Source organism: Acinetobacter sp. 251-1, assembly GCF_030329305.1.
Classification (GTDB): domain Bacteria; phylum Pseudomonadota; class Gammaproteobacteria; order Pseudomonadales; family Moraxellaceae; genus Acinetobacter; species Acinetobacter piscicola_A.
Window position 1 is genome coordinate 186434 of the sequence record NZ_JACANS010000001.1, and the last position, 23401, is coordinate 209834.

27 protein-coding genes are annotated in these 23401 nt (G+C 37.4%); 8 read left to right on the plus strand and 19 right to left on the minus strand.

Annotated features, from left to right (window positions below; genetic code table 11):
- Nucleotides 1-165 precede the first annotated feature (165 nt).
- The 4 genes from HX129_RS00925 to HX129_RS00940 form a co-directional block, all read right to left on the minus strand.
- Nucleotides 166-1173: a cell division protein ZipA C-terminal FtsZ-binding domain-containing protein gene (locus tag HX129_RS00925; protein WP_180045916.1), complete on the minus strand. Its 1008-nt coding sequence runs from the start codon at nucleotides 1171-1173 to the stop codon at nucleotides 166-168.
- 1 nt (nucleotide 1174) lies between these two features.
- Nucleotides 1175-4627 carry a chromosome segregation protein SMC gene (gene smc / locus HX129_RS00930; protein WP_286433173.1) on the minus strand — a complete coding sequence of 1151 codons (3453 nt, stop codon included), beginning with the start codon at nucleotides 4625-4627 and terminating at the stop codon, nucleotides 1175-1177.
- Between the two features lie 27 nt (nucleotides 4628-4654).
- On the minus strand, nucleotides 4655-5350 hold the full coding sequence (locus tag HX129_RS00935; protein WP_130073971.1) for a GntR family transcriptional regulator: 696 nt from the start codon (nucleotides 5348-5350) through the stop codon (nucleotides 4655-4657).
- A 614-nt stretch (nucleotides 5351-5964) separates the two neighbouring features.
- Entirely contained in the window at nucleotides 5965-6774 is an 810-nt protein-coding gene (locus HX129_RS00940; RefSeq protein ID WP_130073973.1) for a sulfite exporter TauE/SafE family protein, read from the minus strand.
- Nucleotides 6775-6803: 29 nt separating this feature from the next.
- Here HX129_RS00940 and HX129_RS00945 point away from each other — a divergent pair, with 29 nt between their 5' ends.
- The 4 genes from HX129_RS00945 (at nucleotide 6804) to HX129_RS00960 (ending at nucleotide 9930) form a co-directional block, all read left to right on the plus strand.
- The gene (locus HX129_RS00945; RefSeq protein WP_180045920.1) at nucleotides 6804-7568 is read left to right on the plus strand and encodes a biotin--[acetyl-CoA-carboxylase] ligase; all 765 of its coding nucleotides are present in this window, start codon (nucleotides 6804-6806) and stop codon (nucleotides 7566-7568) included.
- Nucleotides 7565-8308, plus strand: coding sequence for a type III pantothenate kinase (locus HX129_RS00950; RefSeq protein WP_180045922.1), 744 nt, complete (start codon nucleotides 7565-7567; stop codon nucleotides 8306-8308). Before HX129_RS00945 ends, HX129_RS00950 begins: the two co-directional genes overlap by 4 nt.
- A 66-nt stretch (nucleotides 8309-8374) precedes the next feature.
- Nucleotides 8375-9091: a toxin-antitoxin system YwqK family antitoxin gene (locus HX129_RS00955; protein ID WP_180045924.1), complete on the plus strand. Its 717-nt coding sequence runs from the start codon at nucleotides 8375-8377 to the stop codon at nucleotides 9089-9091.
- A gap of 155 nt (nucleotides 9092-9246) precedes the next feature.
- Nucleotides 9247-9930 carry a toxin-antitoxin system YwqK family antitoxin gene (locus HX129_RS00960; RefSeq protein ID WP_130073976.1) on the plus strand — a complete coding sequence of 228 codons (684 nt, stop codon included), beginning with the start codon at nucleotides 9247-9249 and terminating at the stop codon, nucleotides 9928-9930.
- A gap of 89 nt (nucleotides 9931-10019) precedes the next feature.
- On the opposite strand, the gene HX129_RS00965 is transcribed toward HX129_RS00960, so the two are convergent.
- A complete protein-coding gene (locus tag HX129_RS00965; protein WP_180045926.1) occupies nucleotides 10020-10601 on the minus strand; it encodes an RBBP9/YdeN family alpha/beta hydrolase in 582 nt (193 codons plus the stop codon).
- Nucleotides 10602-10722: 121 nt separating this feature from the next.
- The gene (gene ffh / locus HX129_RS00970; protein ID WP_130073978.1) at nucleotides 10723-12132 is read right to left on the minus strand and encodes a signal recognition particle protein; all 1410 of its coding nucleotides are present in this window, start codon (nucleotides 12130-12132) and stop codon (nucleotides 10723-10725) included.
- A gap of 143 nt (nucleotides 12133-12275) precedes the next feature.
- Between ffh and HX129_RS00975 the strand changes: the two genes are divergently transcribed.
- Together HX129_RS00975 and HX129_RS00980 are read left to right on the plus strand one after the other, a co-directional pair.
- The gene (locus HX129_RS00975) at nucleotides 12276-13085 is read left to right on the plus strand and encodes a cytochrome C assembly family protein (protein ID WP_286435949.1); all 810 of its coding nucleotides are present in this window, start codon (nucleotides 12276-12278) and stop codon (nucleotides 13083-13085) included.
- Nucleotides 13086-13262: 177 nt separating this feature from the next.
- Nucleotides 13263-13439, plus strand: a complete 177-nt coding sequence (locus HX129_RS00980) for a hypothetical protein (protein ID WP_286433174.1) — start codon at nucleotides 13263-13265, stop codon at nucleotides 13437-13439.
- A 92-nt stretch (nucleotides 13440-13531) separates the two neighbouring features.
- On the opposite strand, the gene HX129_RS00985 is transcribed toward HX129_RS00980, so the two are convergent.
- Both HX129_RS00985 and HX129_RS00990 read right to left on the minus strand, forming a co-directional pair.
- Entirely contained in the window at nucleotides 13532-13657 is a 126-nt protein-coding gene (locus tag HX129_RS00985) for a hypothetical protein (RefSeq protein WP_265937133.1), read from the minus strand.
- Nucleotides 13658-13945: 288 nt separating this feature from the next.
- The gene (locus HX129_RS00990; RefSeq protein ID WP_180046052.1) at nucleotides 13946-14203 is read right to left on the minus strand and encodes a hypothetical protein; all 258 of its coding nucleotides are present in this window, start codon (nucleotides 14201-14203) and stop codon (nucleotides 13946-13948) included.
- Between the two features lie 142 nt (nucleotides 14204-14345).
- On the opposite strand from HX129_RS00990, the gene HX129_RS00995 reads away from it, so the two are divergent.
- Nucleotides 14346-15281: a tRNA dihydrouridine synthase gene (locus tag HX129_RS00995; protein ID WP_286433175.1), complete on the plus strand. Its 936-nt coding sequence runs from the start codon at nucleotides 14346-14348 to the stop codon at nucleotides 15279-15281.
- 18 nt (nucleotides 15282-15299) lie between these two features.
- Here HX129_RS00995 and HX129_RS01000 read toward each other — a convergent pair whose 3' ends face one another.
- The 11 genes from HX129_RS01000 to HX129_RS01050 form a co-directional block, all read right to left on the minus strand.
- On the minus strand, nucleotides 15300-16355 hold the full coding sequence (locus HX129_RS01000) for a DUF1176 domain-containing protein (RefSeq protein WP_174493206.1): 1056 nt from the start codon (nucleotides 16353-16355) through the stop codon (nucleotides 15300-15302).
- An 85-nt stretch (nucleotides 16356-16440) separates the two neighbouring features.
- Nucleotides 16441-16845 carry an NUDIX hydrolase gene (locus tag HX129_RS01005; RefSeq protein ID WP_286433176.1) on the minus strand — a complete coding sequence of 135 codons (405 nt, stop codon included), beginning with the start codon at nucleotides 16843-16845 and terminating at the stop codon, nucleotides 16441-16443.
- A gap of 12 nt (nucleotides 16846-16857) precedes the next feature.
- Nucleotides 16858-18027, minus strand: a complete 1170-nt coding sequence (locus HX129_RS01010) for a low temperature requirement protein A (RefSeq protein ID WP_130073983.1) — start codon at nucleotides 18025-18027, stop codon at nucleotides 16858-16860.
- A gap of 183 nt (nucleotides 18028-18210) precedes the next feature.
- Nucleotides 18211-18675 carry a YybH family protein gene (locus HX129_RS01015; protein WP_174493207.1) on the minus strand — a complete coding sequence of 155 codons (465 nt, stop codon included), beginning with the start codon at nucleotides 18673-18675 and terminating at the stop codon, nucleotides 18211-18213.
- 153 nt (nucleotides 18676-18828) lie between these two features.
- Nucleotides 18829-19425, minus strand: a complete 597-nt coding sequence (locus HX129_RS01020) for a DUF2939 domain-containing protein (RefSeq protein WP_286433177.1) — start codon at nucleotides 19423-19425, stop codon at nucleotides 18829-18831.
- Nucleotides 19426-19478: 53 nt separating this feature from the next.
- The gene (locus HX129_RS01025) at nucleotides 19479-19823 is read right to left on the minus strand and encodes a zinc ribbon domain-containing protein YjdM (protein WP_286433178.1); all 345 of its coding nucleotides are present in this window, start codon (nucleotides 19821-19823) and stop codon (nucleotides 19479-19481) included.
- A 77-nt stretch (nucleotides 19824-19900) separates the two neighbouring features.
- Nucleotides 19901-20266, minus strand: coding sequence for a DUF488 domain-containing protein (locus HX129_RS01030; protein ID WP_130073987.1), 366 nt, complete (start codon nucleotides 20264-20266; stop codon nucleotides 19901-19903).
- A gap of 29 nt (nucleotides 20267-20295) precedes the next feature.
- A complete protein-coding gene (locus HX129_RS01035; protein WP_130073988.1) occupies nucleotides 20296-20742 on the minus strand; it encodes an SRPBCC family protein in 447 nt (148 codons plus the stop codon).
- Between the two features lie 156 nt (nucleotides 20743-20898).
- Nucleotides 20899-21300, minus strand: coding sequence for a ribonuclease E inhibitor RraB (locus tag HX129_RS01040; RefSeq protein ID WP_174493210.1), 402 nt, complete (start codon nucleotides 21298-21300; stop codon nucleotides 20899-20901).
- Between the two features lie 160 nt (nucleotides 21301-21460).
- Nucleotides 21461-21817 (minus strand): hypothetical protein, encoded by a 357-nt coding sequence (locus HX129_RS01045; RefSeq protein WP_174493211.1) that lies wholly within the window; start codon nucleotides 21815-21817, stop codon nucleotides 21461-21463.
- Nucleotides 21818-21881: 64 nt separating this feature from the next.
- A complete protein-coding gene (locus HX129_RS01050; RefSeq protein WP_174493212.1) occupies nucleotides 21882-22547 on the minus strand; it encodes an RluA family pseudouridine synthase in 666 nt (221 codons plus the stop codon).
- A gap of 355 nt (nucleotides 22548-22902) precedes the next feature.
- On the opposite strand from HX129_RS01050, the gene HX129_RS01055 reads away from it, so the two are divergent.
- Nucleotides 22903-23391, plus strand: a complete 489-nt coding sequence (locus HX129_RS01055) for a COG3650 family protein (RefSeq protein ID WP_180046067.1) — start codon at nucleotides 22903-22905, stop codon at nucleotides 23389-23391.
- The last annotated feature ends 10 nt before the right edge of the window (nucleotides 23392-23401 follow it).

The window sequence follows — 23401 nt, forward strand, 5'->3', positions numbered from 1 at the left end:
TCAATGCTTTGTGCTTTACGACAAAAATTGTCGTACTTATCTTTCAATAGATGGTATGCGCTATTTGAGTTTTTTATATTTTCCCATCAAAACATTTAAATCGGCATGCATAAAAATAACCCCGTGATCTTGATCACGGGGTTATGCTTCAATTGAGTCTTTTCTTTAAGCTTCTTGTTCAGAGCGATAATCAATCGCTTTATGACGCCAATGCTCTTTTAATTGTGGCGTAAACTCCAAATTATTTTCATCATAGACCGTACCATCCACTTCACGTGCAATCAAACCTGCAATACTTGCCATGGTGTCAAAGCCTTTTTGTACGTTGCTATGTGGTAAAGCGAGGAAAAATGCTAAACCTTTCACTTGCTCAGTTGACAGCGTTTCTAAATCAAAACCAACAGGACCTTCATCCGTCAAACGTAATACAGAGAACATGAGTGGGCTTGGCTCATCGATATTTTCATAACGATGGAAACAAGACAATTCACCATAACGTAAACCATATTTCAGCAACACTTTTAAGGTTTTATCGCCTGACAATGCTTTACGTGGATTTGGATAAACATTCAGTGCAATAATACTTTGCGCATTGGCTAGCGTACTTTCATCATCAAAACGTTGTTGTTCATGCAAATGCACATCCAAAATACTGCTTTCTTCATCAAATTCTTTGATTTCAGCCGTTTCAATATTGGGATTTAAGCTAAATTCATCTACAGGTTTTTCTTCTTTTGCACCAGCAATGGCATCTTTTTGCTCAGGCTCTACATGTGTTGCGGTTTCAGCTGCTGACTGTTCAAGTTCATCAACTTTTGCAACATTTGCTGTTTCAACCACTTTTTCAGCGATCGCGTCTTTATTTTCTACCGACTCAGGCGCAACTTCAGTGCTAACAGCATTTGTTTTGTGTTCAACATTTGCTTCTTCTGTGACCTGTGTCTTCTCTAAAGGATTTAAATCAGGCTCTACACGTACTACTTCTTTGGAACTATCGGCTTGGAGTTGATCACGAACATGACGTGGAATAACAGGCTGATTACTTTCTGAGTTAATGTGTAACTCAGATTCTAAAGAAGGTGCTGCATCATCTGATTTGCGTAAAACCATTCTTAAACCAATAAGAATAATAATGACTGCAACAACAATCCCAACGATTGTGGTGATTTCCATACTATGACTCCGCGGCTAAACCGTATTCTTTTGCCTCTTCCAAATTTACAGTGACGAGTTTTGATGTTCCCGGTTCGGGCATCGTCACACCCAGCAAATCGGTTGCCATCGTCATTGCAACTTTATTATGCGTAATGTAAATGAATTGGACTTGTTCAGAAAGCTCTTTTACCAAATTACAAAATCTTCCTACATTCGCATCATCTAATGGCGCGTCAACCTCATCTAATACACAGAAAGGTGCAGGATTTAATCTAAAAATAGAAAAGACCAAGGCTAATGCAGTGAGTGCTTTTTCCCCCCCTGACAACAGCGCCAATGAACTATTACGTTTTCCTGGTGGACGAGCCATCAATTTAACACCCGATTGCCAGTCATCTTCAAGACTTAAACTCGCCTCGCCACCATTAAATACTTTCGGGAAGAGCTCTTTGAGTTCAGCATTTACTCGATCAAAAGTCGTCATGAAGAGTTTTTTGGTTTCTTGATCAATACTTTTCATGGCATTTTTCAGTTGCTCAACCGTATTTTCCAAGTCTTGCATCTGATGGGTCAGTTCTTCATGGCGTTTTGACACTTCTAAATATTCTTCTGAAGCAGCCAAGTTCACTGCACCTAATTTTTCAAACCGACGTTGCGCTTGTTCTAAGTTCTGTTGATGGCTGAGCAAATCAATAGTTAAACCTTGTTTAACTTTGGCATTTAAATCATTGAGCTGATCTGAATAATGTTGCAAATCAGATTTTGCCACTTGCCAAGCCAAACGCTTTTCTTCTAACTGGGTACGTAACTTTTCATCATTTTGCTGATGTAAATGACGCATTTCCGTCAAAGTTTGCTGCTTAGACTGTACACTATTTAGCTCAACTTGCCAGTCTGCCCACGTTTTCTGTAATTTTTCAGTCAATTGTGATTGTTCAGCATATTGGCTTTGTAGACTTGGTAATTCAAGTTGGATCGGCTCGACAAATTTCTTTGCCTGATCCATTTGCACAATAATTTGTTGGTATTGTACTTTTGAAAATGTTAAATCTTTTTCAAGCAATTCAATTTGTTGCTTATTCTGTTCTGCTAAACGGCGTGTGCCTTCAAAATCTTGCTGTTTGAGTTGCAACTGTTGCTGTTGTTGCTCAACCTGTTCATTTAACTCATCGAGTTTATATTGCAACGTTTTATATTCAGGAAGATTTTGTTCAAGCTTGAGTAAGAGCGAATGTATATCGATTTCAAGGTCATCTTTCTGCATTGCATCTTCTTCAAGTTGCTCATCCAATTGTTGTAATTGACTGTTTAACTGAACTTTTTGCAGTGCAAATGCTTGTGACGTACTTTGCTGTTTGGCAATTTGTACATCAAACTGTTGTACTAACTTTTGCTGATTTTTGAGTGTGTCTTGATCAGCTTGAAGCTGTTTTTGAATATTGCTCATTTGCTGAGTTAAGGTTGGCAAGACACTTTCAGCTTCTAGCAACTTAGGCTGTAAATCTGTCAATAGATTTTCAATTTCTTCGAATCGGATACGATGACTTAATGCACCTTGCGCAGCTTGGCTCGATTCATCATAAAATAAGCCAATCACCCAATCTTGCCCAATATGATAACCATCCAAGCTCAGTAGACTTTGCCCCGTTGTGAGTTGTGCTTGAAGGCTCAAAGCCTGTGCAAGATTTTCGACCATCGCGACTTGATGCCACAAAGAATATTGTGGTGATTCAATCCAATCGGCTAAACAAGGCAAGCCATTGAGTTGAATTTTATCACGTGAATTTGATGCTTTCAGCTGACGGGCTATGCTTTCGCTAAATGTTGAATTTGAATCAATAACCTGCGCAGAAAGCCATTTCGCTAAAAACTTCTCGACCAATGCTGCATGCGCTTTGCCATGTTCATTTAACCTTAATACTTGCATCAATTGCACTGTATGTGCATCGGTTTTGATTGCACTTTTTGCCATCAATTGATTTAAGTTTTTCTGTTCTGACTGCAATACTTGCACTTCAGACTTTAAGCTCGAAATCTGCGTTTTTTGCTGATTGATCTGTTCTTGCAGCTGCTCTAACTGAACCTTCGATTGTGTAATGTTATTTTCCAACAACACAATCTGTTTTTGAGCCGTTGCTTGATCTTGCTCAAGTTGTTGTACATCTTCAGTCTGAAATTGACTTTGTATTTGAATCGCTTGGCTTTTTAAGGTGTCTTTTTGCTGTTCAATTCGAGCGACATTCTTCGCAAGTTGTTCAATCTGTGCCTGCATCTGCGCTTTTTGCTGTTGCTGCTTTTCAACTTGGTTTTTGATCTGCTCAAATTGTTTTTGTGCTTCACCTTGCTGTGCTTTTAAACTTTCACGACTTTGCTGACTCAGCAACATTTCAGACTCTAATGCTTGTAGAGTTTGACCTTGTTCATCGACTTGAGTCAACAAGCCATCAAGTTGTAGTTCAAGCAATTGAATACGTTCTTTGGTTTGGACTTTTTGTTGTTCTAATTGTCTGAGCATGTCCGAATTTTGTTGGAATAAACCTTGCTTTTGCTCTAAGGTCATCTTTAATTCAGACAATTTTTTCTCTGCCTGTTGCCACTCAAGTTGCAATGGCGAGGACTGTTGAATCAAACGCTGGAATAATTCACTCGTCGCAGCAAGGTCATGCTCCAACGTAGTCATATCTGAGCGAACCAATTTAAAATGTTCGCCCAATTCATTCATTTCAACAGAATATTGTTCTTGTAAGCGTGAGCTTTGCTCGCACTGGAACGACAAAATTTCAACTTTTAAAGTACGAATTTGTGTTTCTAAAGTTTTATATTGAACAGCAGACTCAGACTGGCGTTTCAGTGTTTTTAACTGCGCTTGTAATTCACTGGAAATGTCTTCTAAACGTTCTAAGTTTTGTGTGGTGTGTTCTAAATGTTGCAGTGTTTCTTTACGGCGCGCTTGGTAACGAGAAACCCCTGCGGCTTCTTCAATAAAAACACGCATTTCTTCAGGTTTAGCATCGACCAAGCGGTTAATCATACCCTGTTCAATGATTGCATATGAACGTGGGCCTAAACCTGTCCCTAAAAAAATATCGGTAATGTCACGGCGACGGCACTTGGTGCCATTGAGAAAATATTCTGATTTTCCATCTCGGTTCACTTGGCGACGAACTGCTAATTCGGAATAGGCATTATATGCACCACCAAGTTTGCCATAGGTATTTTCAAAACGCAGCTCTACACTTGCCATACCTACAGGTTTACGTTTGCTCGTCCCTGTAAAAATAACATCCTGCATACTGCCGCCGCGTAATTGACGTGCACTTGACTCCCCCATCACCCAACGAATGGCATCAATCACATTGGATTTACCACAACCATTGGGTCCGACTACAGCAGTACGGTTTGCTTTGAATTGTAATGTTGCACTATCGGCAAAAGATTTAAAGCCTGAAAGTTTTAAGCTGCTTAAACGCATAATGTCCTAGTTACTTAGCAACGCCTCTTAGCGACGCGATCGCCTCGCCCATGCGAGTTCAATTTGTTTCATACGTGCCAGCGATTCCAACACGAGATTACGCAAGTGTCGACAAAAATCTTCCATAAATAAAGTAGCTTGTTGTGATTTTCGGATTAAAATTGCATCAATCACGAGTTTTATGAGTTCTAAAGCCTCTTGTAGCTCGCGTCTTGAAGTATTTAAGGTTAAAAAATAACTTCGACGTAAAGATGGAAGTAATTCTTTATAAAACTTCATCAAATAAGGATTTCCAACCATATCTTGCTGTTCTGAAAGAAATTGGAATATGCCATCGTAGAATTTTTCAGTATTGCCTTGTTTCACCTGCTCAATCAGGTGAGTCAGCATTTTTTGCATTGCTTCGGCTTCATGGTTACGCCATGTTTCACTCATACGAGAAACGATTTGCCCAAGCAATAAGGCACTGGTGTCAAATAATGCACGAACTTGTTGCGCTGACATTTCAGACACAATCGCGCCACGACGTGGATAGATTTCGATGAGATGTGTTCTTTCAAGCAACAAAAGTGCTTCACGTACAGAACCTCGACTGACATCGAGTTCTTTGGCGATCCGTAGCTCCTGTATACGCTCACCTTCAACCAATTCACCACTGATAATTTGCTCACTGATGTGCTTGGCAATTTGCTCTGAAAGGCTATCCACTTCTTCCAATTGCATATAAATCCTATCTTTAATTTTTTATTTTTCGACAAGGTTCTAACAATTTCAATTGTCTATATTTTAGTTTTACCTTATTCAACCTGTTTTAAACATGACATTGTCAGACAATATTCATGCATTTTAGGTCAACTTTGTTTTGGGAAAAAGCGCCTTTGGTCGGAAATGAATTTAAACCAGCATGGTCATTTACCGATATTGCACAATAACATTTGATGACAACTGTGACTCACCTCAAGTAATTCAAACCCATTGAATTAAGGAATCTCTCGTTTCAAGATTGATCAAATACATTAAATATAAATCATGTAAAAATGATGATCTTTCTTCACCCTCTAAAAGCGATAAAAGTAATTTAAAATCTACTGCATTCAACTTTTCTAAAATTTCATTCTGCAATCGCATAAATCACAAATTCAATAATAATTTGTTCGACCTTTGAAAACTTTGTTCATAATCGTAGATGAGATGTCCTATAACTGTTTCGAATTCAGCATCACTTTGATGTCCATGATCAATCATTTCTTCATAAAACTCATGTAAAACACCAAGTTTCAGCTTAAATAAATAATAGCCATCAGTGCTTCTCACCTACTTTCAGTCATGAATAACTATTAAAAAAATGGCATTACACCTTTAAAGATAAAGTAACAACCAATCACCGTGAGCAATCCCGCAAAACACTTTTTCAACATTGCTGGTGAAAGCGCATGTGCAACTTTCGCACCAAATTTTGCCGTAATAAAACTCATGATACTAATGCCAATAAAAGCATAAATATGCACAAAACCAATGGTATTCGGCACATTGATTTGCGCTTTAGCTCCAAAGAACATAAAACCGAGTGCACCAGCAATTGCAATGGGTAAACCACATGCTGCTGAAGTCCCGACAGCTTTTTGCATGACCACACCATTTTTATTGAGATACGGTACAGTCAAACTTCCCCCACCAATACCAAAAATTGCAGAAGCAACACCAATACCACCGCCTGCCAAAAGCTGCATGGTGCTTGAAGGTAATTGCTTGGTTTCATCTACTTTGACATTTGCCCCTTTAAACATTTTATAAGCCACCCAAATGGCAAATAGCCCAATAATCAGTTGTAAATTTGCACCCGATAGTAAGCCTGCAACGCCTGCCCCTAAAAATGAGCCTAAAACTAAGCCAGGTGCAAGATTTTTCACAACATTCCAAAGTACCGCACCATTTTTATGATGCGCCATCAATGAACTGATCGAAGTCACCATAATCGTTGCCAATGATGTCCCCAAAGCAAGGTGCATAATCACCGCAGGGTCATAGCCCATTTGGGTAAAAACAATATAAAGAATAGGAACAATAATTAAACCACCGCCCACACCAAATAGCCCTGCAGCAAAACCAGCGATTGCGCCAATCCCTAAATATATGATTAACTCCATAAATATTTTTCCATTCTCTTCTATTCAACATGGACTTAGAAACACGTCATCTACGCGAACTGCTGAGCAACGCACAGCAACTCCCTGAAATTTTGCTGTTAAAACATAGTACTACATCAACCAATGATGATGTACGCGACATCGCATTAAAAGGAATTAAAACGGTATTGGTGTGTAGTGAAATACAGACTCAAGGTCGAGGACAGCATCAACGCGAGTGGGTTTCTCCGATTGGGAATATTTATTTAAGCACATTGCTACAAACGCAAACAACAATAGATGGTCGTTTAGCTTTAGAAATTGCGTTAAATATCTTACAAATGCCAAGTCTTAAAAATTTGCCGCATTTGCAAATCAAATGGCCAAATGATTTATATAGCTCACAAGGGAAATGGGGCGGGATCTTAGTTGAACCCATTTCACCCAATGAAGCCATTGTCGGTGTAGGGATTAACTTACTGCCTTTACCACAAGCGCAACTTGACCAACAAGCCACATCTATTGTGCAGTTGGGCGTAGAATTTCCAAATCGTATTCAAATGATCAGTGAACTTTATCTTGCTATTCATCAAGCAGGACAATGGTTTGACCATGGCTGCTACAACCTTGCTGCTCGCTTCAATCACTATGCTGCATTTATGGATAAGAATGTATATTTTGAACAAATTAAAGGCAATATCGAAGGTACTTTTAAAGGTATCAGTGATGATGGATCTGTTCATTTACAAACAGCACAAGGTTTAATCAATGTCTACCAAGGACGTTTACGTCTCGCAAATCAAGGTGAACTATGAATACTCACGATAAAAAACTTTGGTTAGACATTGGCAATACACGTTTAAAGTATTGGGTCACAGAAGCAGATCAAATCGTTGAACATGCTGCTGAGTTACATCTACAATCTCCTGCTGACTTACTTTTAGGTCTCATTCAACACTTTAAAAATTTAGCCATTACTCGGGTTGGAATCTCTTCTGTTCAAGATAAAAAAAATAATCAACGCATTGAAAAAATTTTAAAGCTTCTTGAGGTCCCTATCCATTTTGCCAAAGTTCATTATGACTATGCTGGGCTCAAATGTGGTTATGATGACCCCAAACAACTTGGAATAGACCGTTGGCTCCAAGTACTCGCTGTGGCAAATCAAGATGAAGATTTATGTGTGATTAGTTGTGGTACTGCTTTAACCATTGACCTCACACAAGGTAAACAACACTTAGGCGGCTATATTGTTCCAAATTTATATTTACAACGTGACTCACTGATTCAAAATACCAAAGGTATTAAAATTCCAGATGCTGCGTTTAATGAACTCTCTCCTGGACGCAATACCATTGATGCTGTACATCACGGGATTTTCTTAGGTCTACTCAGTACTATTCAGCACGTGCTACAACAATCCCCACGCAAATTGATTTTAACAGGTGGTGATGCCCCCTTATTTGCTCAATTTTTAGCAAAATATTCACCTCATGTTGAAGCTGATTTACTGCTCAAAGGTTTACAAATTTATATTGAGTATCAAGCAAAATAAAGCAATAGAATGTCTAGAAAATAAAAATTTAATGCTCAAGCCAATGCAAAAAACAAGGATATTTACATGTCTCAGCTAAAACCATTTTTCAGTGTGAGCTTGGTCAGTATCATACTGATCGGATGTGCCAACTCAGCCCATATGGCACAACAAAAACCACTTGAAATCAATACTCTTAAAATGGAACAGCCGCTCGAACACAAACAAAAAGATCAACCGATTATTGCCTATTTTTCACCCAAAGCTGCCGAAGCATCAGATTTTGAAAATACCACTCACTTAGATACAGTGGGTGCGGGCTACTCTACCACTCCTGTAGAAAATGGTTACTATCGTAAACTGTTAGATCGTGATCAATATGGACGTTACTTGGTGCAAGACTTTTTCCAAAACAGCCATAAAAAACAAACCGATCCTTATTGGATCAAAGAAGTCTCAGCATTAAAAAGTTTTGATGGTATATCTTCTGATGGACTCATGGTGGCTTATTATGAAAATGGCAATATACATATCAAACATCATTATAAAGACTTTAAAAAAGTCGGAAAAAATGAGTATTACTATGAAAATGGGCAACTTGCTTTTGCAGAAGAGATTGTCAGTGATGAATTGATTTTACAAAAAATCTGGTATGACAATGGCAAACTCGCTGCCGATCTAAAAATAAATCCAGCGGATAACAACTGTATTTTTGACAGCAAGGTTTGGGATGAAAAGGGACACTTGGTAACAGACAGTGAAAAAATTGACACGATTTTGGCAAAATTAAATTCGTATTTTTAATGTGTACCCAACCATCCCTCACAATACTGCTTCATATTTACAAATTTATATTGAAAATCAATGATGATGCTGCAAAATAACAGTGCAGCGAATACTCAGCTTTATGTTTAATCTGTTAAAGCATATTTATAACAAGTGTAAAATAAGTGAACTTTATGATGCCAAATTTCAAACAACTTTTTTTGATCAGCCTACTTGGACTTTCAATTACAGGGTGTAGTCAATTACAGACCAATAACTCCACTGCTATTTCTAATGAAATTAAACAACAACTGCAAACAGAAGAACCTATTGTGGCATATTTTGATAAAGATGCCAGTTTAGGTGAAGAATATGACTCAGGTTATTCAGCAACGCCATTAAAAGATGGTTACTACCGTAAGCTTTTGGGACGCGACAAAGATGGACGTTTCTTAGTACAAGATTTTTATCAAAATAGTCATAAAAAACAAACAGCTCCTTTTTGGATCAAAGAACCTTTAGCTTTACGTAGCTTTGATATTATTTTCACGGATGGCCCAATTACCACTTATTTTGAAAATGGGCAAATTGCATCCACAGCAAACTATAATGAAGGTATGGAAGTTGGTCTTTCCAAAACCTTTTATCACAATGGGCAACAAGCTTATGAATATGAAATCGCAGACCCTGACCTTCATTCATACAAAATTAAATTTTGGTATGAAAATGGCAAACCTGCTGTTGAAGGTTTTGCTGCCTATGAAGACGATAAACCCACTTATAATGCAAAAGCATGGGATGAACAAGGACAGCTTGTGACAGACAATACCGAGATCAACAATATTGTTGAAAGTATTTATGAAAAAACCAATGAATAACTATTTTAATCACTAAAATACAAAATTTCGGGCGGTAAATATTCGACTGCCTGATTTTTATCTTGATATTTTCAATATTAGATTGAATTTTACTTGTTTATATTCTGTGGTATCGCAATCAATGGGCTTAATTTGTCCCATAACTGAGGAAATTCAGTAAAGCCATTGTACTGCATAAAATGCCCAGCAGATGGTACTTCAACCAATTGCGCATGGATCGCTTGCCCTAAACGAATACTCAACTGTGCAGCAACATAAGGATCATTATTCGATAAAAATACAAAGCGTTTCTGAATTGCAGTATGAATGACAAATTCATCTATTTTGGCTTGTTGAATAAATTCATTTAATTCAGGCAATGCAGGTAATAATGCTTTAAAAGGTGCTATTAAAAAAATTGCCTTAATTTTCTTCGTTTTGAGTGCTTCTGATAAAAAATCTAAACTACTCAAACAACCTAAACTATGCGCAATCACAATACTATTTTCATCCAAAGGGGAAATTTGCATGTGTAAGCATTCTTTCCACACGGCGTAATTCGGTGCATCTGCATCTTCTAAATGAACAATCTCACACGTAGCCCCAACAGATTGGATTTTCTGTGCAAGCCAAGGAAACCAATGATTTTCTGGTGCTGCACGATAGCCGTGGACAACAAAAACAGTATTCATATTAGATAGTTCTTCTTATCAATTGTTTTAGCAAATATAGCATAATTTAAGTTTAAATTTTTTAAAATATTATCCACAAAAAAGAGCGCTTAAAGCGCTCTTTTCAGATTATCGGTTTGGATTATTTTTTAGGTTCATTATTACCAAATAATGGCCCCATACCACCACCGCCACCAAATTGTTTTTGTAAGCCACTTAATGAACGCATCATTTTTGCCATCCCTGATGGATTGGCAAATTTTTTCATCATTTTGGCCATTTGTGCATGTTGTTTGATCAGTTTATTCACTTCAACAACATCCATACCACAACCCGCTGCAATACGTTTTTTACGGCTTGGATTCATCAAATCTGGATTACGACGCTCTTTGATGGTCATCGACTGGATAATCGCTTCCATCTTTTTCACTTGCTTTTCAGGGTTCGCTTGCGCGATTGCATCTTGAATTCCTGAATTGCTCATGCCAGGCAACTTATCCAAGAAGCCCATCATACCGCCCATCTTATTCATTTGTTCAAATTGCATCAGCATATCTTCAAAGTTGAAGCTGCCGCCTTTTTGCAATTTTTTCGCCATTTTTTCGGCTTTTTCTTTGTCGATTTTACGTTCAACTTCTTCGACTAAAGAAAGTACGTCACCCATACCTAAGATACGTTGTGCAACACGCTCAGGATGGAATGGCTCTAAGGCATCAAGTTTTTCACCCATACCTAAAAATTTGATTGGCTTACCTGTGATTGCACGGACTGAAAGTGCCGCACCACCACGCGCATCACCATCGGTCTTGGTCAGGATCACGCCTGTCAAAGGTAATGCATCGTTGAATGCCTTGGCTGTATTGGCTGCATCCTGCCCCGTCATCGCATCAACGACAAACAAGGTTTCAGTTGGATTGATCGATGCATGTAATGCTTTGATTTCATCCATCATGTCATCATCGACATGTAAACGCCCCGCAGTATCGACAATCAAGACATCATTGAAATTGATCTTCGCTTGTCCAATCGCACGTTGTGCAATTTTGATTGGATCTTCGGATGCTTCAGACTCAATAAAGTCCACACCGACTTCAGCTGCAACAGTTTGCAACTGTTTAATTGCCGCAGGACGATAAACGTCAGCAGAGACCATTGCCACTTTTTTCTTTTGACGTTCTTTTAAGAAACGTGCAAGTTTTGCAGCAGTTGTAGTTTTACCCGCACCTTGCAAACCTGCAAGTAAAATCACCACAGGTGGTTTTGCAGCCAAATCTAAGGTTTCGTTGGCCTCACCCATCATTTTGGTGAGTTCGTCATAGACAATTTTAACGAAAGCTTGACCTGGTGAAAGCTGTGTCATCACTTCCTGACCCAATGCCTCTTCCTTAACTTTCGCGATAAACTCACGAGTTACAGGCAGAGCAACATCGGCCTCGAGCAGTGCCATACGCACTTCACGTAAAGTGTCTTTAATATTGTCTTCGGTCAGTTGTCCTGAGCCAGTAACATTTCTGAGACTCTGCGTGAGTCGTTCTGTTAAGGTATCAAACATTGCGAAATCCGCTTAAAATAGTTGTTGCAAAAAAACTTTCTGAAAAATAGAACTTTTATGCATAAGATGCTATAGGATACTTGAGTTCATATCGAATTTATATCTTATAACATGAATATTTATCATCCCGAAAAAGGTTTGACATGATTAGCCTCCCCTTGGTGTATACCATTTTAGCATTAATTGCCTATACCACATCATTTTGGTATTTATTTATGCATCTAATGTCTAAACGTACGCCAAACCATTGGTTTATTGGCGTTGTCTTAGGCTTAGGGCTATTGTTACATGCCGCTGTACTGTATAACAATATGATCACCCCGTCGGGGATCAATTATGATGTATTTAATTTAATGTCTTTTACATCAGGTTTAATGTTGTTACTGAGTGTATTGTTTAGCACCTATCGACCTGTCATTGCGCTAAATCTATTAGGCATCCCTGTAGCAGCTTTAGGTCTAATCTTAGGCTTTGCTTTTAGTGTCCCTCGTCAGTTTATTGAAATGCATTCTTTAGGTTTAGATACGCATATCATTTTATCTTTATCTGCTTATGCCGTGTTATTGATGGCAACCATCCAAGCTGTACTGATGTGGTTACAAAATAGGGAACTCAAGAAAAAACAAAAAAAACGTGTTTGGGTCAACTTATTACCCCCCTTGCAAGTCATGGAATCCTTGCTGTTCGATATGTTGATCACGGGTTTTGCTTTATTAACGGTCGCACTGGGTTTTGGTTTCTTTACCGTTGAAAACTTCTTTGCACAACATTTAGCACATAAAACAGCGTTTAGTATTATTTCTTGGTTTGTCTATGGCGCATTATTGCTTGGGCATTATAAATTTGGTTGGCGTGGTCAAAAAGCGATTCGCTTTACCATTATTGGATTTTTCTTATTAGCCATTGGTTTTATTGGTTCTAAATTTATTTTGGAAATGATTTTGCATCGTTAAACCTTCATACAAAGACGCAAGAGAGAAAACCGATTCTCTCACTTTTTTGATCCAATATTTGCGCTGAATATCAGAAATAAAAATAAAATCTCACCTTTATGACTTGCGTAAATATACGATTGGATCTAATCTCTTAAAAAAACTATGTGTATATATTTCACCCAAAAGGATTTTAAAATGACAATACCAACACATCCACCATTAGAACAACTCAATACGATGACACCTGAAAGATGTCAACAATGTGATCAAATCTTTTTATTTAAAGATGCAGATCTCAATGATGATGGCGTAGTCTCTACCATTGATGACGACAGCTATTGCACATTTTCATGCGTTACCGAGAAAAAATAGTACGAGATGAGAAAATGTTTTATTTATAGTCAATCTATAAATGAACGTGGTGAATTCAATATCTATATAACTTGATCATGCGCCTTATAAAGTTATAAAGAGGAATCGCTTTGCATTTTGATCATTGGGTACTCGTCTAATTGAATATGCTTAAAATGAATAATTTGACTTTCAAATGACCAAGGAGATTGGCTTTGTTGTACGATCTGTTGCAGCATGGCTAAATCTTCTCCTGCAAGCCCCGATAATTCGCGGCGTTCAGACCATTCTCCTTTGTGCAGATCATTCCTATGATAAAAAACCAAGCCTTCTTTTTGAATTTTTCTGGGCTAATTCATTCTGATTCATTTTAGAATATTCATAGCAATTTGAATCTTCATTAAAGACTCTTTTCAGCTGAGGCGATGTTAAAGGCTGATTTCCCCCTAAGTAAAATGTATCAGGTAAGTTTGAATCAAAGTGAATGATTAATTGCTTTAACTTAGGCTGCATCCGATCTTGATAATCTACCTGGGATAAATCTGAAAATTCTTGAATAATAAATTTGGGATATTTTCACTTGTCCAATGAAATTGAAGCGTATTAGCTTGAATTTCATAGTTTCCAGCTAGAGCAGTAGCATAAGCAATCACCGCAAATTGTCGATGAGGTAATATATAAAGTGCACCGCCTTGTAAAGCATATTCACCTTCAAGCTGTGGGTTTGCCCAAACCATAGGTGTGCTACATAACAAACTGATGAACAGCATTTTATTTTTTTTCATTTTAATTGTCCGATCCGTATAAATTTATATGTACGTTGAAATACTTAATCGTCTGTATGTTTATTCACAGCTTACATTGCTAGACAATCATCTCAAAAAACCGTATAACGCTCCTGTTTAGATTTCGCATTTAGGTAATTCATTGAAACTCGTTCTTGCACCCATGGAAGGCTTAACTGACCCAATTATGCGTGATGTTTTGACATCGGTTGGCAGCTTTGACTGGTGTGTAACTGAGTTTATCCGAGTAACAGACTCTGTATTGCCTGATCATATTTACCACAGCTATTGTCCTGAATTAAATAATGACGGTAAAACAGCGGCAGGTACACCTGTCCATGTACAGTTTTTGGGAAATAATCCTGACATGCTTGCAGCCAATGCAGTGCGAGCTGTTGAACTAGGTGCGCCTGCGATTGATCTAAACTTTGGCTGTCCTGCAAAAACGGTAAATCGTCACCGAGGTGGTTCCGTACTCTTAGATGAACCTGAAGTGGTGCATGAGTTGGTTAAAGCTGTACGTGATGCTGTACCAACACATATTCCTGTCTCAGCAAAAATGCGTTTGGGTTATATGGATCGTAACTTCACTATGGAAAATGCGCATGCCATTGAAGACGCAGGCGCAGCATGGGTAACGGTACATGCGCGTACCAAAGCTGATGGCTATACCCCACCTGCTTTTTGGGATCTTCTTCACCCTATCCGTGAATCACTCAACATCAATGTCATTGCCAATGGTGAAATTTGGACCAATGCCGATGCAAAACAGTGTCAACTTGAATCAGGCTGTGAAGATTTAATGATTGGTCGTGGTGCAGTGACCACACCTGACTTAACCCAATGTATTCGCAAAAATACTGATGAAGCCTTGATTACATGGAACGAATTACTTGGTTTACAGATTCGGTTTTTAAATGGCAGCTATAAAAAAGAAATGAATATGGTTGGGCGTTATAAACAATGGCTCGGCATGATGTCAAAACATTATCCTGAAGCCAAAGCCTTGTGGGATGAAGTCAAGCGTTTGAAAAAAATTGATGAAGTGGTTGAAAAACTTAACCTTTCCCAAAATTGATGAGGTACATTCACACCCTTACTGTTTTAAACCTTTCACCTCTACAATGACCGTCGGCAAACTCCATGCACCCCCTGCAAAACCTTTGCACATGCCTGTCGTTGAGTCTAGGGTTTGTACATAACGCTGACCATTCCACGTCCATTCAGTCTGAGACCAACAATCACCTATACCACGACCTTTATGATTTTCAAAAAGTTGATTGTCTGACTCATCACTGATGGATGTACTGACCAATTGTTTGACTTGTGTCAGTTTTTTATTCATGACCCAAACGCCTGTACCAAAATTATATGCACCTGACCAACAAGGATGATGTACGATGCTTAATTCCGAAGTAATTGGTGTAATGACCACGCGATCTGACTCAAAATAATCTGATTCACCAAATAAAGTCGGGCAATCATCTGTGTTGGTGGTCGGCTTCAACAAGCGAATAATTTTTAATGCTTGTTCGCTTTTTGGCAAAAGTTGGGTTTCTTTGCCTTGCATCACGTCTTGTGCCACCACAATCGGCTTAGCTTCAGCTTGCAGTACATGTTGATTTGTATTTTGCCCTTTTCTAATCAATGCAGAAGATGTTCCAAGCCTTTTTTGAAACTCATCCATTTTCAATAAAACAGCACTCATGCCTTGTCCTGACAATCTAAAATTTTGCTTGCCTGCTTCAAAGATCACCGTTGCATCACGTTGTGCCGTGGCTAATAAGGCTTTAATTTGACTGGGATTGAGCGTACTCGATTCAGTGCTATTATTCACCCAACCATAAGATTTGCCATTTATTTTAAGCTCATATTGAGCATGTACATTTGGGTTATCTTCATTTTCACCAAACTGTACTTCAGCAACTACAGGCATATTTTCACCTGCTTTTCGAGTCAACAATACACTGACAGGAGACTCAAAATCCTCATCAGACTGATACCCTGCTGCGCGGCATGTTCCTGTATTATCACAGCTTAATTCCCAATCTTTATGTTCAAAACTCATTCCTTGTATGGCTGCAAAACTTGTACCATTAAAGAATACAAACAAAATCCCTAAGCTTATTTTTTTAGGTAAATGCGGTGTCATATCAGCATCCTATTTTTTAAATTTGAGTTATATTTAAATCTTATCTTAAACACATCTATTGTTATCTTGTGGAACGATAGACTTGTTAAAATGCCCGACTGTGTACCGTTCCATTAAAATTTAAACAATCTTCGATCCGCACTTTTTGCACAACTGAAAGCTCATCCAAAGTAAACCAACGGTATGCTGAATGCTCAGCACTGAGTTGAATTTCGGCACATCGATCTAACTGACATTTAAAAATAAAAGCATGGGAGTTCACGGCTGAATGAAAATACACACCTGATAAATACTCGATCTGTATCTCACAGCCAATTTCCTCACGACATTCTCGTATTAAAGCCTCATGAATAGTTTCACCAACATCGAGACCACCCCCAGGTAAGCCCCATGCATGATCGGCATAGGTGGCTTTCAACAATAAAATTTGCTGCTGTGCATTACAAATGACAGCATGTGAACTCATTCGGTAAAAATCATGAAAACCCATGGCTTTATTTCCTTAACGCGCCAAATAACATTTTGAAAAAATCAAACGTAATGCATAGACGATTGCCATGATAAAAACGGCATAACCAATCTCTGGCACCACATAAGGAATACTAAGCACAATGATTGTCGTCAATGGATAGAGCCATTTTTTCATGCCCTGTAAATGATGTGCTTCGTGTAATAGCCATAAACTTGCGCTATACATAACCAAAGGAATCGCCACCAACCATCCCCCCCATTGTGCCGAAATTTCGGCTTGATGGGTGCTGATATCTACAGCAGCCGCTAGACTTGCACCCAGCGCCGCAATACTAATAAAAATAAAGAAATGCCCATATCCCCAAGAAAATGCACGTTTACGGCTATTTAGACGATCCGCAATTTCATGATCAAAATATGCCCACCAGATTGTAAACATCATGATCAAACCGCCGATCATTAAGAAAATAAGCTCAGTACTGACATGTTGATGTGCCAATGCGTCACTGATCGCAGCATAACTTCCCACAATCGACTCGCCTAATACAATAATCGTCAGCAGCGAATAACGCTCTGCAATATGATGTGGATGCCACGGTGTCATATTGGCAGATTCTGCCCAAATCGGCACACATAATTCAGCGATGACCAAGATTGCAAAAAGATAAACACTAAAATGAATCGGGCTAAAGTGAAAAAATAACCATCCGATTTGCACAACAACAATCCCACATGCATAACGTAAAGCTGTAGTTTTTCGTGCAGGATCACTGATGGCAACCCGTAACCATTGACTCACTAAAGCAAAGCGCATAATGGCATAACCAATGATAATCACATCAAAGTCTTGCTGTTGAAATGCACTCGGAATACCTGCTGCCAACACCAAAGAACCAATGATTTGGACAAAAGTCATGACGCGATATAAGGCATCATCATTGTCATAGGCAGACGCAAACCAACTAAAGTTCATCCATGCCCACCACAAAGCAAAAAACACCATGCAATACAGTAATATTCCATGTGCAAGATGATTTTCAACAATGGCATGATGGAGTTGCTGCCCTGCTGTTGCAATGGCCACCACAAAAATCAGGTCAAATAATAATTCTAAAGAAGTGGCAACCCGATGTTTTTCATGTGGATCACGAGGAGACAATGGTTTTAACCATTCATACTTTGCAAAAAATGAATTTGACATAGATCAATTTTTCTAAATATTTTGCACTATTTTAGCGAGAAATATGCCAATTTTCTGTTCTATATTTTGCTTTTTTTTCGATATTTCTTCTTTTATCATGCCATCCAAAAGCTGACATATTCCATGTCAATATGCTCATTTATCACTCTTGATCTATAACAGCATGATATTAAAACACTAAAGTTATACCACTAACTTCAATTTTGGTTTAACCTTCAAATCAATTGCTTTTTTCGTCAGTATATTAACGGGGATAGAGATATGTTGATGCAATAAAATCCATTGTTCATCTTTCTTTTGTAAACATAATGTTGTACGACACCACGGCATTTGTAATATTGAACTCAATTGTGGATTTTCCACTTTGGTATAACAATATAAAAATGCAAAATCACCTGAGACATGAATTTTAATATCACGTCTACGAATATCCATACTCGAGGTAAAATATGGACTAACTTTTTCTAATTCTGTTTTGTATTGCTCAAGCCCATTTAGCTGTGAACTCACATCAAATAAACTGATGTCATCGGCATAGTGCTGAGTCATTTTTTCTAAATCATTATTTTTTAGTGCATCGTCCCATTTTTGTATTTGTGTCAGAATGTTTTTTGCAGTAATAGGATCACCATCCACCTCATATTTCATATAATTATTCTCACTAAATATCAATAAGTGTGATTAATTTTACATTTTTAAAAGTAAACCACAATATTAGTTTGATTATTTTTTTAATTATTTTATGTAAAAACAGCAAATTAATTAAAGATATAATTTAAATATACTTAATAAAAAATAGAATCAAATCAAATAAATTCCAACTAATTGCCATTTTATATAATGGCGTTGAAAAATAAATTGAGTTTTACCTTGCGAAAATGTTGGCACAATCACTTGAAAAGTATTTAAAGAAATATACTGTGCTTCAACTTTATTTGGATGGATTGTTATGACATGCTGCTTATCTTTTTCAGATAACCACTGATTTGAGACTTGCTGATTAAGTGGTTTGGTTTCTTGTATCATAACGGCGGTTACATGAGGTATTTTGAGTTGAATCACTTCTTTGAGTGCCTTGCCCTTCATTAAAACCATAATGCTTTCGGGGGTTACAAGTGTCTGTACGACTTGCCTTGTAAGTTGATCACTCACACGCTCACTAAAACGCCCGAACCAAGTATGATTATTTTCCAAACCTAAACGACTGATTATTTTTTGTTGAATTTGTGGTTCTAAACTTGCTTGTACACGAGGATAATCAATGTATTGAGAAATCTTCGCGGCTTGATTATGTTGTATCGCTTGATTGATTTGGTACAACATCCAATAGGGTGAAGCAAACCAAAGAACAAGAGACAACATTACAGAAAAACTCAAAAAATAAGATACTTTTCTCATATGCTGTCTCTTGAATCATATTCTGATTTTTTAATCAGAATATGATGGAATATTTATGCCTTTTTCACAAATTCAGATTTGAGTTTCATACTCCCCACACCCTCAATTTTACAGTCAATATCATGACCATCACTCGCATCGGGCAATAAACGAATATTTTTAACTTTAGTACCGACTTTAACTACAGCAGATGAACCTTTAATTTTTAAATCTTTGACAACCGTAACTGTATCCCCATCATTCAAAATATTGCCAAAGGCATCTTTAATCATATGCTGTTCATCTTGTACGGCCTGCTCTCCTTGTGTCCACTCGTGTGCGCATTCAGGACAAATCAGTAGATCACCATCTTGATAAGTGTACTCAGAACTGCATTTTGGGCAATGGGGTAAAGACATAACAACCTCAAAATAAAGAAAAAATAATGTCCACTATAGCGTAAAAATCATATAAAACCTAAAATCCCATATTTAAACTATGGTTTAATCTGTATCTCCCCTTGTAAAACCTCGCACAGAACCACCACATGATTATGGGTTCGATTTTTTGCAGCCGTTAGCAATGTGATCGTATCATGTTGCGCCAACTGACGACATTCATCAATTTTTGACTGAAACTGAGCTAATTCAATTAAATAACGCTGTTGAAATTGCTCCCAACGCTGCGACATATCTTCGTGATACCATTTTCTGAGTTCATTTGAAGGCGTCAGTTCTTTCGCCCATAGATCAAGTTTTGCTTCTTCCTTTTTCATTCCTCTTGGCCAAAGTCGATCAACCAATATTCTTTTACCATCTGTATTTTCGATAGGATCATAAATTCGTTTTATTTGAATATTCATCTTATTTTCACTTTTGTCTAAATAGACATTTACTGATCAGAAATACTTGGGTTAACCAACAAAGACAGTAACTGCAAAGATTCTTGCCATCCTAAATAGCAGGCTTCCACAGGGATCACATCAGGAATGCCTGATTGGGTAATCGTAACTTCAGTACCCACGATCACCGCTTTGATTTCAATCAGCATTTCAATTTCACCTTGTAAATTTGGATCATCAAATTGGTCGATATAACGGATGCGTTGATTTGGAATCAGTTCTTGATAAGTCCCACCAAACGCATGACAAGTATCTGTCGAAAAGTTGGTAAAAGACATTTTATATGTTCCACCAACACGTGCGTCTAAATGCTGTACATGTGCAGTAAATCCATGTGGTGCCATCCACTTTACTAAGGCACTTGGGTCTAAAAAAGCTTTGTATACTCGTTCAGGTGGTGCACTAAAAATCCGATGTAACTGAATCGTATTTCCCATCTTTGGCATTCCTTGCTGTTATTCTTGTTGATTGAGTGTACTGCTAAGTACGGTCAGATCTGTATTTCTTTAGTATATGCAAACTTAAAAATTCTACTCGTTCAATAAAAAAAAGCATACTGTTGGTATGCTTTTTATTGGATATGTCACTGAAATTTATTTTAATTCACCTAATTCTTCTTCAGTAAAGTCATCTTCATCAAATGCATCATCAAAGACATAAGTAGTACATCCCCAACCATCATATTCACCATTAAATTCTGTCGCAATTTTATTGAACCATTCTTCAAGATCAACAATATCGGTATATTCAGGAAGTAAATTGACAAAAACAGTAATTACCCATTCATTGGGCTCAATTTCTTCATCAAGATACATTGAGACTTTTTGTTCTTCTAGTAATAAATGTAATGCACATTTTTCAGCAAGTGCTTGGGTTTTAAAATACATTGAAAATTCAATTTCATGTACTTCATCTAAATCATCACCATCTTCTTGCATTTGCCACAATAAATTGCCGTTATCATCATCAGGGAATTGTTCAAAATCGCGTGTCATTTTGGTGTCCTTGTTCTGTTTGCCATTTTTCTAGATTTAGATTAACTGAGTTTTATTGCAATTTGGCGATTAAAGTTTTACTGAATATGAAATGAGCAAATAAATTTAAAATTGATTTCCCACATTCAACTCCTGCCACGAACAGCCTTGACCCTTTAGATTAGATCCCTTTTTCAATTAATTTTTCTATATATTTTCGATCTTTAATACTGATTTGTGGTTGCATTTTGATATTTTGAATCGTGAATAATAAATCTTGGTTATTCTCTCGTTTTGCCTGCTCTAAATACTGATTTATCTTTTCTAAATCTTGAGCATCAGCGGGAGTAAAATCATAAATCATGACAATCGCACCCATCATCAGCAAAATATACAACATAAATCTTCGATTTTCCTTTGTAACTTCATAGGGTGACAAACCTTTAATGGTGATATAAATCAACCAAAAAATGATTCCACCCCATGATAAAACTAACAATACAATTAAAATTATTTGAGCAATTGCAGGCTGTATCATTTTATTATTTTCCAATGTTATAAAGAGTGAGATTTATAAAAAATAATGAAAATTCTAATGAATCTTAAAAAGGTACATCTCCCTGAATGATAACTTTTTCACCATTTAAAGGTTGTATAAACTCTAAATAACTTGCATGTAAAGCCATACGTTTTAAAGGGCTTTGCTTTGGATCAGGATGATAAATTTTATCGCCTGTAATCGGATGTCCAATATGCATCATATGCACTCTTAATTGATGTGAACGTCCTGTAATGGGTGTGAGTAAAACCCGTGTAATATCTTGCTGCTCATCATAATTTAAAGCTTGATACAGTGTTTGGGCTGATTTACCTAGCTCAAAATGCACCATTTGACGAGGACGATTTTCCCAATCTGTGATGAGTGGAACATCTACACTGCCCTCACCGTCTAATTTTCCCTGCACCAAAGCAATATAATTTTTCTTCACAGTACGCGCCTGAAACATTTTACTGATCGCGACTTCCGCATCTCTATGTTTCGCAAACATTAAAATTCCAGAGGTTGCCATATCTAAACGGTGGGTGATTTTAGCATTGGGAAATTGCTCTAAGACACGAAAATAAGCACTATCATGATGTTCAGGTAAACGCCCCGGAACGGACAATAATTCTGCAGGCTTATCAATGACGACCAAGTCTGCATCTTCATAGAGGATAGCAAGGGGGTCTTGGGGAGGCATATATACAAAGGTTTGATCTAAAGGCATGTCAAAAAAATCAAAAAAATTGTGAAGATTTTAAGTTTTACAGTACTAAATCGCCAGTAAAAATTAATATACTCATTCAGAGACTCAATTTTATACTCTGATTTATTTTACCTCACCTTAATTCATGATATTTCAGACTAAAAACTCCCGTATTATTGAGCAAATTTAAGCTATATTTCATTGCTATTATCATAAAAAGCAAAATTTTAAATTTAATTTTTACCTTATCCAACGCCTCAACCCTATTTTCAAACTGTCATTATGACTATGCTAGGAGTACATAAAATCATGCATGATTGATAAATCTTTGTACAATACAATGACTCAGTATTGGGATTCAAAGGGTTAAATAAATATGAAATTTCTACATTTAGGATGTATTTTATGCTTCGCAGGATGTACTACAGTAATAGAGCAAACACCTAAACAAACTAATCCTTCCACACAGCACGCCTTACAACAAAGCGTATATCAATACACTCAAGACCAAACCCAATATTTATCAGCTTTTCATGATTTAAATCAAGATGGTCAACCTGATGCTCTAGTATTACTACAAGGTTTAGACTGGTGCGGCTCTGGTGGATGTACCTTATTGATTTATCAAGGTTTACCTAATCAGAAATTTAAATTAATCAATAAAACCACGGTTATAAACCCACCTATTTATGTCAGTCAACAACAAAGTCATGGTTGGAAAAATTTAGTGGTGCAATCTCGCAATCAAGGTGCAGTGCAATTAGCTTATAATGGAATGGCTTATCCAAGTAATCCATCCCTACTTCCTCCCCTAACCACACAACAACAAGCTCAAAAGATGCAGCTTTTAATTGCAAGCAAATAATGCTGCATCG

Bases quoted from the DNA above. Each gene is read 5' to 3' on its own strand.
- HX129_RS00925 (WP_180045916.1), bottom strand. From the start codon at position 1,173: ATGGAAATCACCACAATCGTTGGGATTGTTGTTGCAGTCATTATTATT.
- smc (WP_286433173.1), bottom strand. From the start codon at position 4,627: ATGCGTTTAAGCAGCTTAAAACTTTCAGGCTTTAAATCTTTTGCCGAT.
- HX129_RS00935 (WP_130073971.1), bottom strand. From the start codon at position 5,350: ATGCAATTGGAAGAAGTGGATAGCCTTTCAGAGCAAATTGCCAAGCAC.
- HX129_RS00940 (WP_130073973.1), bottom strand. From the start codon at position 6,774: ATGGAGTTAATCATATATTTAGGGATTGGCGCAATCGCTGGTTTTGCT.
- HX129_RS00945 (WP_180045920.1), top strand. From the start codon at position 6,804: ATGGACTTAGAAACACGTCATCTACGCGAACTGCTGAGCAACGCACAG.
- HX129_RS00950 (WP_180045922.1), top strand. From the start codon at position 7,565: ATGAATACTCACGATAAAAAACTTTGGTTAGACATTGGCAATACACGT.
- HX129_RS00955 (WP_180045924.1), top strand. From the start codon at position 8,375: ATGTCTCAGCTAAAACCATTTTTCAGTGTGAGCTTGGTCAGTATCATA.
- HX129_RS00960 (WP_130073976.1), top strand. From the start codon at position 9,247: ATGATGCCAAATTTCAAACAACTTTTTTTGATCAGCCTACTTGGACTT.
- HX129_RS00965 (WP_180045926.1), bottom strand. From the start codon at position 10,601: ATGAATACTGTTTTTGTTGTCCACGGCTATCGTGCAGCACCAGAAAAT.
- ffh (WP_130073978.1), bottom strand. From the start codon at position 12,132: ATGTTTGATACCTTAACAGAACGACTCACGCAGAGTCTCAGAAATGTT.
- HX129_RS00975 (WP_286435949.1), top strand. From the start codon at position 12,276: ATGATTAGCCTCCCCTTGGTGTATACCATTTTAGCATTAATTGCCTAT.
- HX129_RS00980 (WP_286433174.1), top strand. From the start codon at position 13,263: ATGACAATACCAACACATCCACCATTAGAACAACTCAATACGATGACA.
- HX129_RS00985 (WP_265937133.1), bottom strand. From the start codon at position 13,657: ATGCTGCAACAGATCGTACAACAAAGCCAATCTCCTTGGTCATTTGAA.
- HX129_RS00990 (WP_180046052.1), bottom strand. From the start codon at position 14,203: ATGAAAAAAAATAAAATGCTGTTCATCAGTTTGTTATGTAGCACACCT.
- HX129_RS01000 (WP_174493206.1), bottom strand. From the start codon at position 16,355: ATGACACCGCATTTACCTAAAAAAATAAGCTTAGGGATTTTGTTTGTA.
- HX129_RS01005 (WP_286433176.1), bottom strand. From the start codon at position 16,845: ATGGGTTTTCATGATTTTTACCGAATGAGTTCACATGCTGTCATTTGT.
- HX129_RS01010 (WP_130073983.1), bottom strand. From the start codon at position 18,027: ATGTCAAATTCATTTTTTGCAAAGTATGAATGGTTAAAACCATTGTCT.
- HX129_RS01015 (WP_174493207.1), bottom strand. From the start codon at position 18,675: ATGAAATATGAGGTGGATGGTGATCCTATTACTGCAAAAAACATTCTG.
- HX129_RS01020 (WP_286433177.1), bottom strand. From the start codon at position 19,425: ATGAGAAAAGTATCTTATTTTTTGAGTTTTTCTGTAATGTTGTCTCTT.
- HX129_RS01025 (WP_286433178.1), bottom strand. From the start codon at position 19,823: ATGTCTTTACCCCATTGCCCAAAATGCAGTTCTGAGTACACTTATCAA.
- HX129_RS01030 (WP_130073987.1), bottom strand. From the start codon at position 20,266: ATGAATATTCAAATAAAACGAATTTATGATCCTATCGAAAATACAGAT.
- HX129_RS01035 (WP_130073988.1), bottom strand. From the start codon at position 20,742: ATGGGAAATACGATTCAGTTACATCGGATTTTTAGTGCACCACCTGAA.
- HX129_RS01040 (WP_174493210.1), bottom strand. From the start codon at position 21,300: ATGACACGCGATTTTGAACAATTCCCTGATGATGATAACGGCAATTTA.
- HX129_RS01045 (WP_174493211.1), bottom strand. From the start codon at position 21,817: ATGATACAGCCTGCAATTGCTCAAATAATTTTAATTGTATTGTTAGTT.
- HX129_RS01050 (WP_174493212.1), bottom strand. From the start codon at position 22,547: ATGCCTTTAGATCAAACCTTTGTATATATGCCTCCCCAAGACCCCCTT.
- HX129_RS01055 (WP_180046067.1), top strand. From the start codon at position 22,903: ATGAAATTTCTACATTTAGGATGTATTTTATGCTTCGCAGGATGTACT.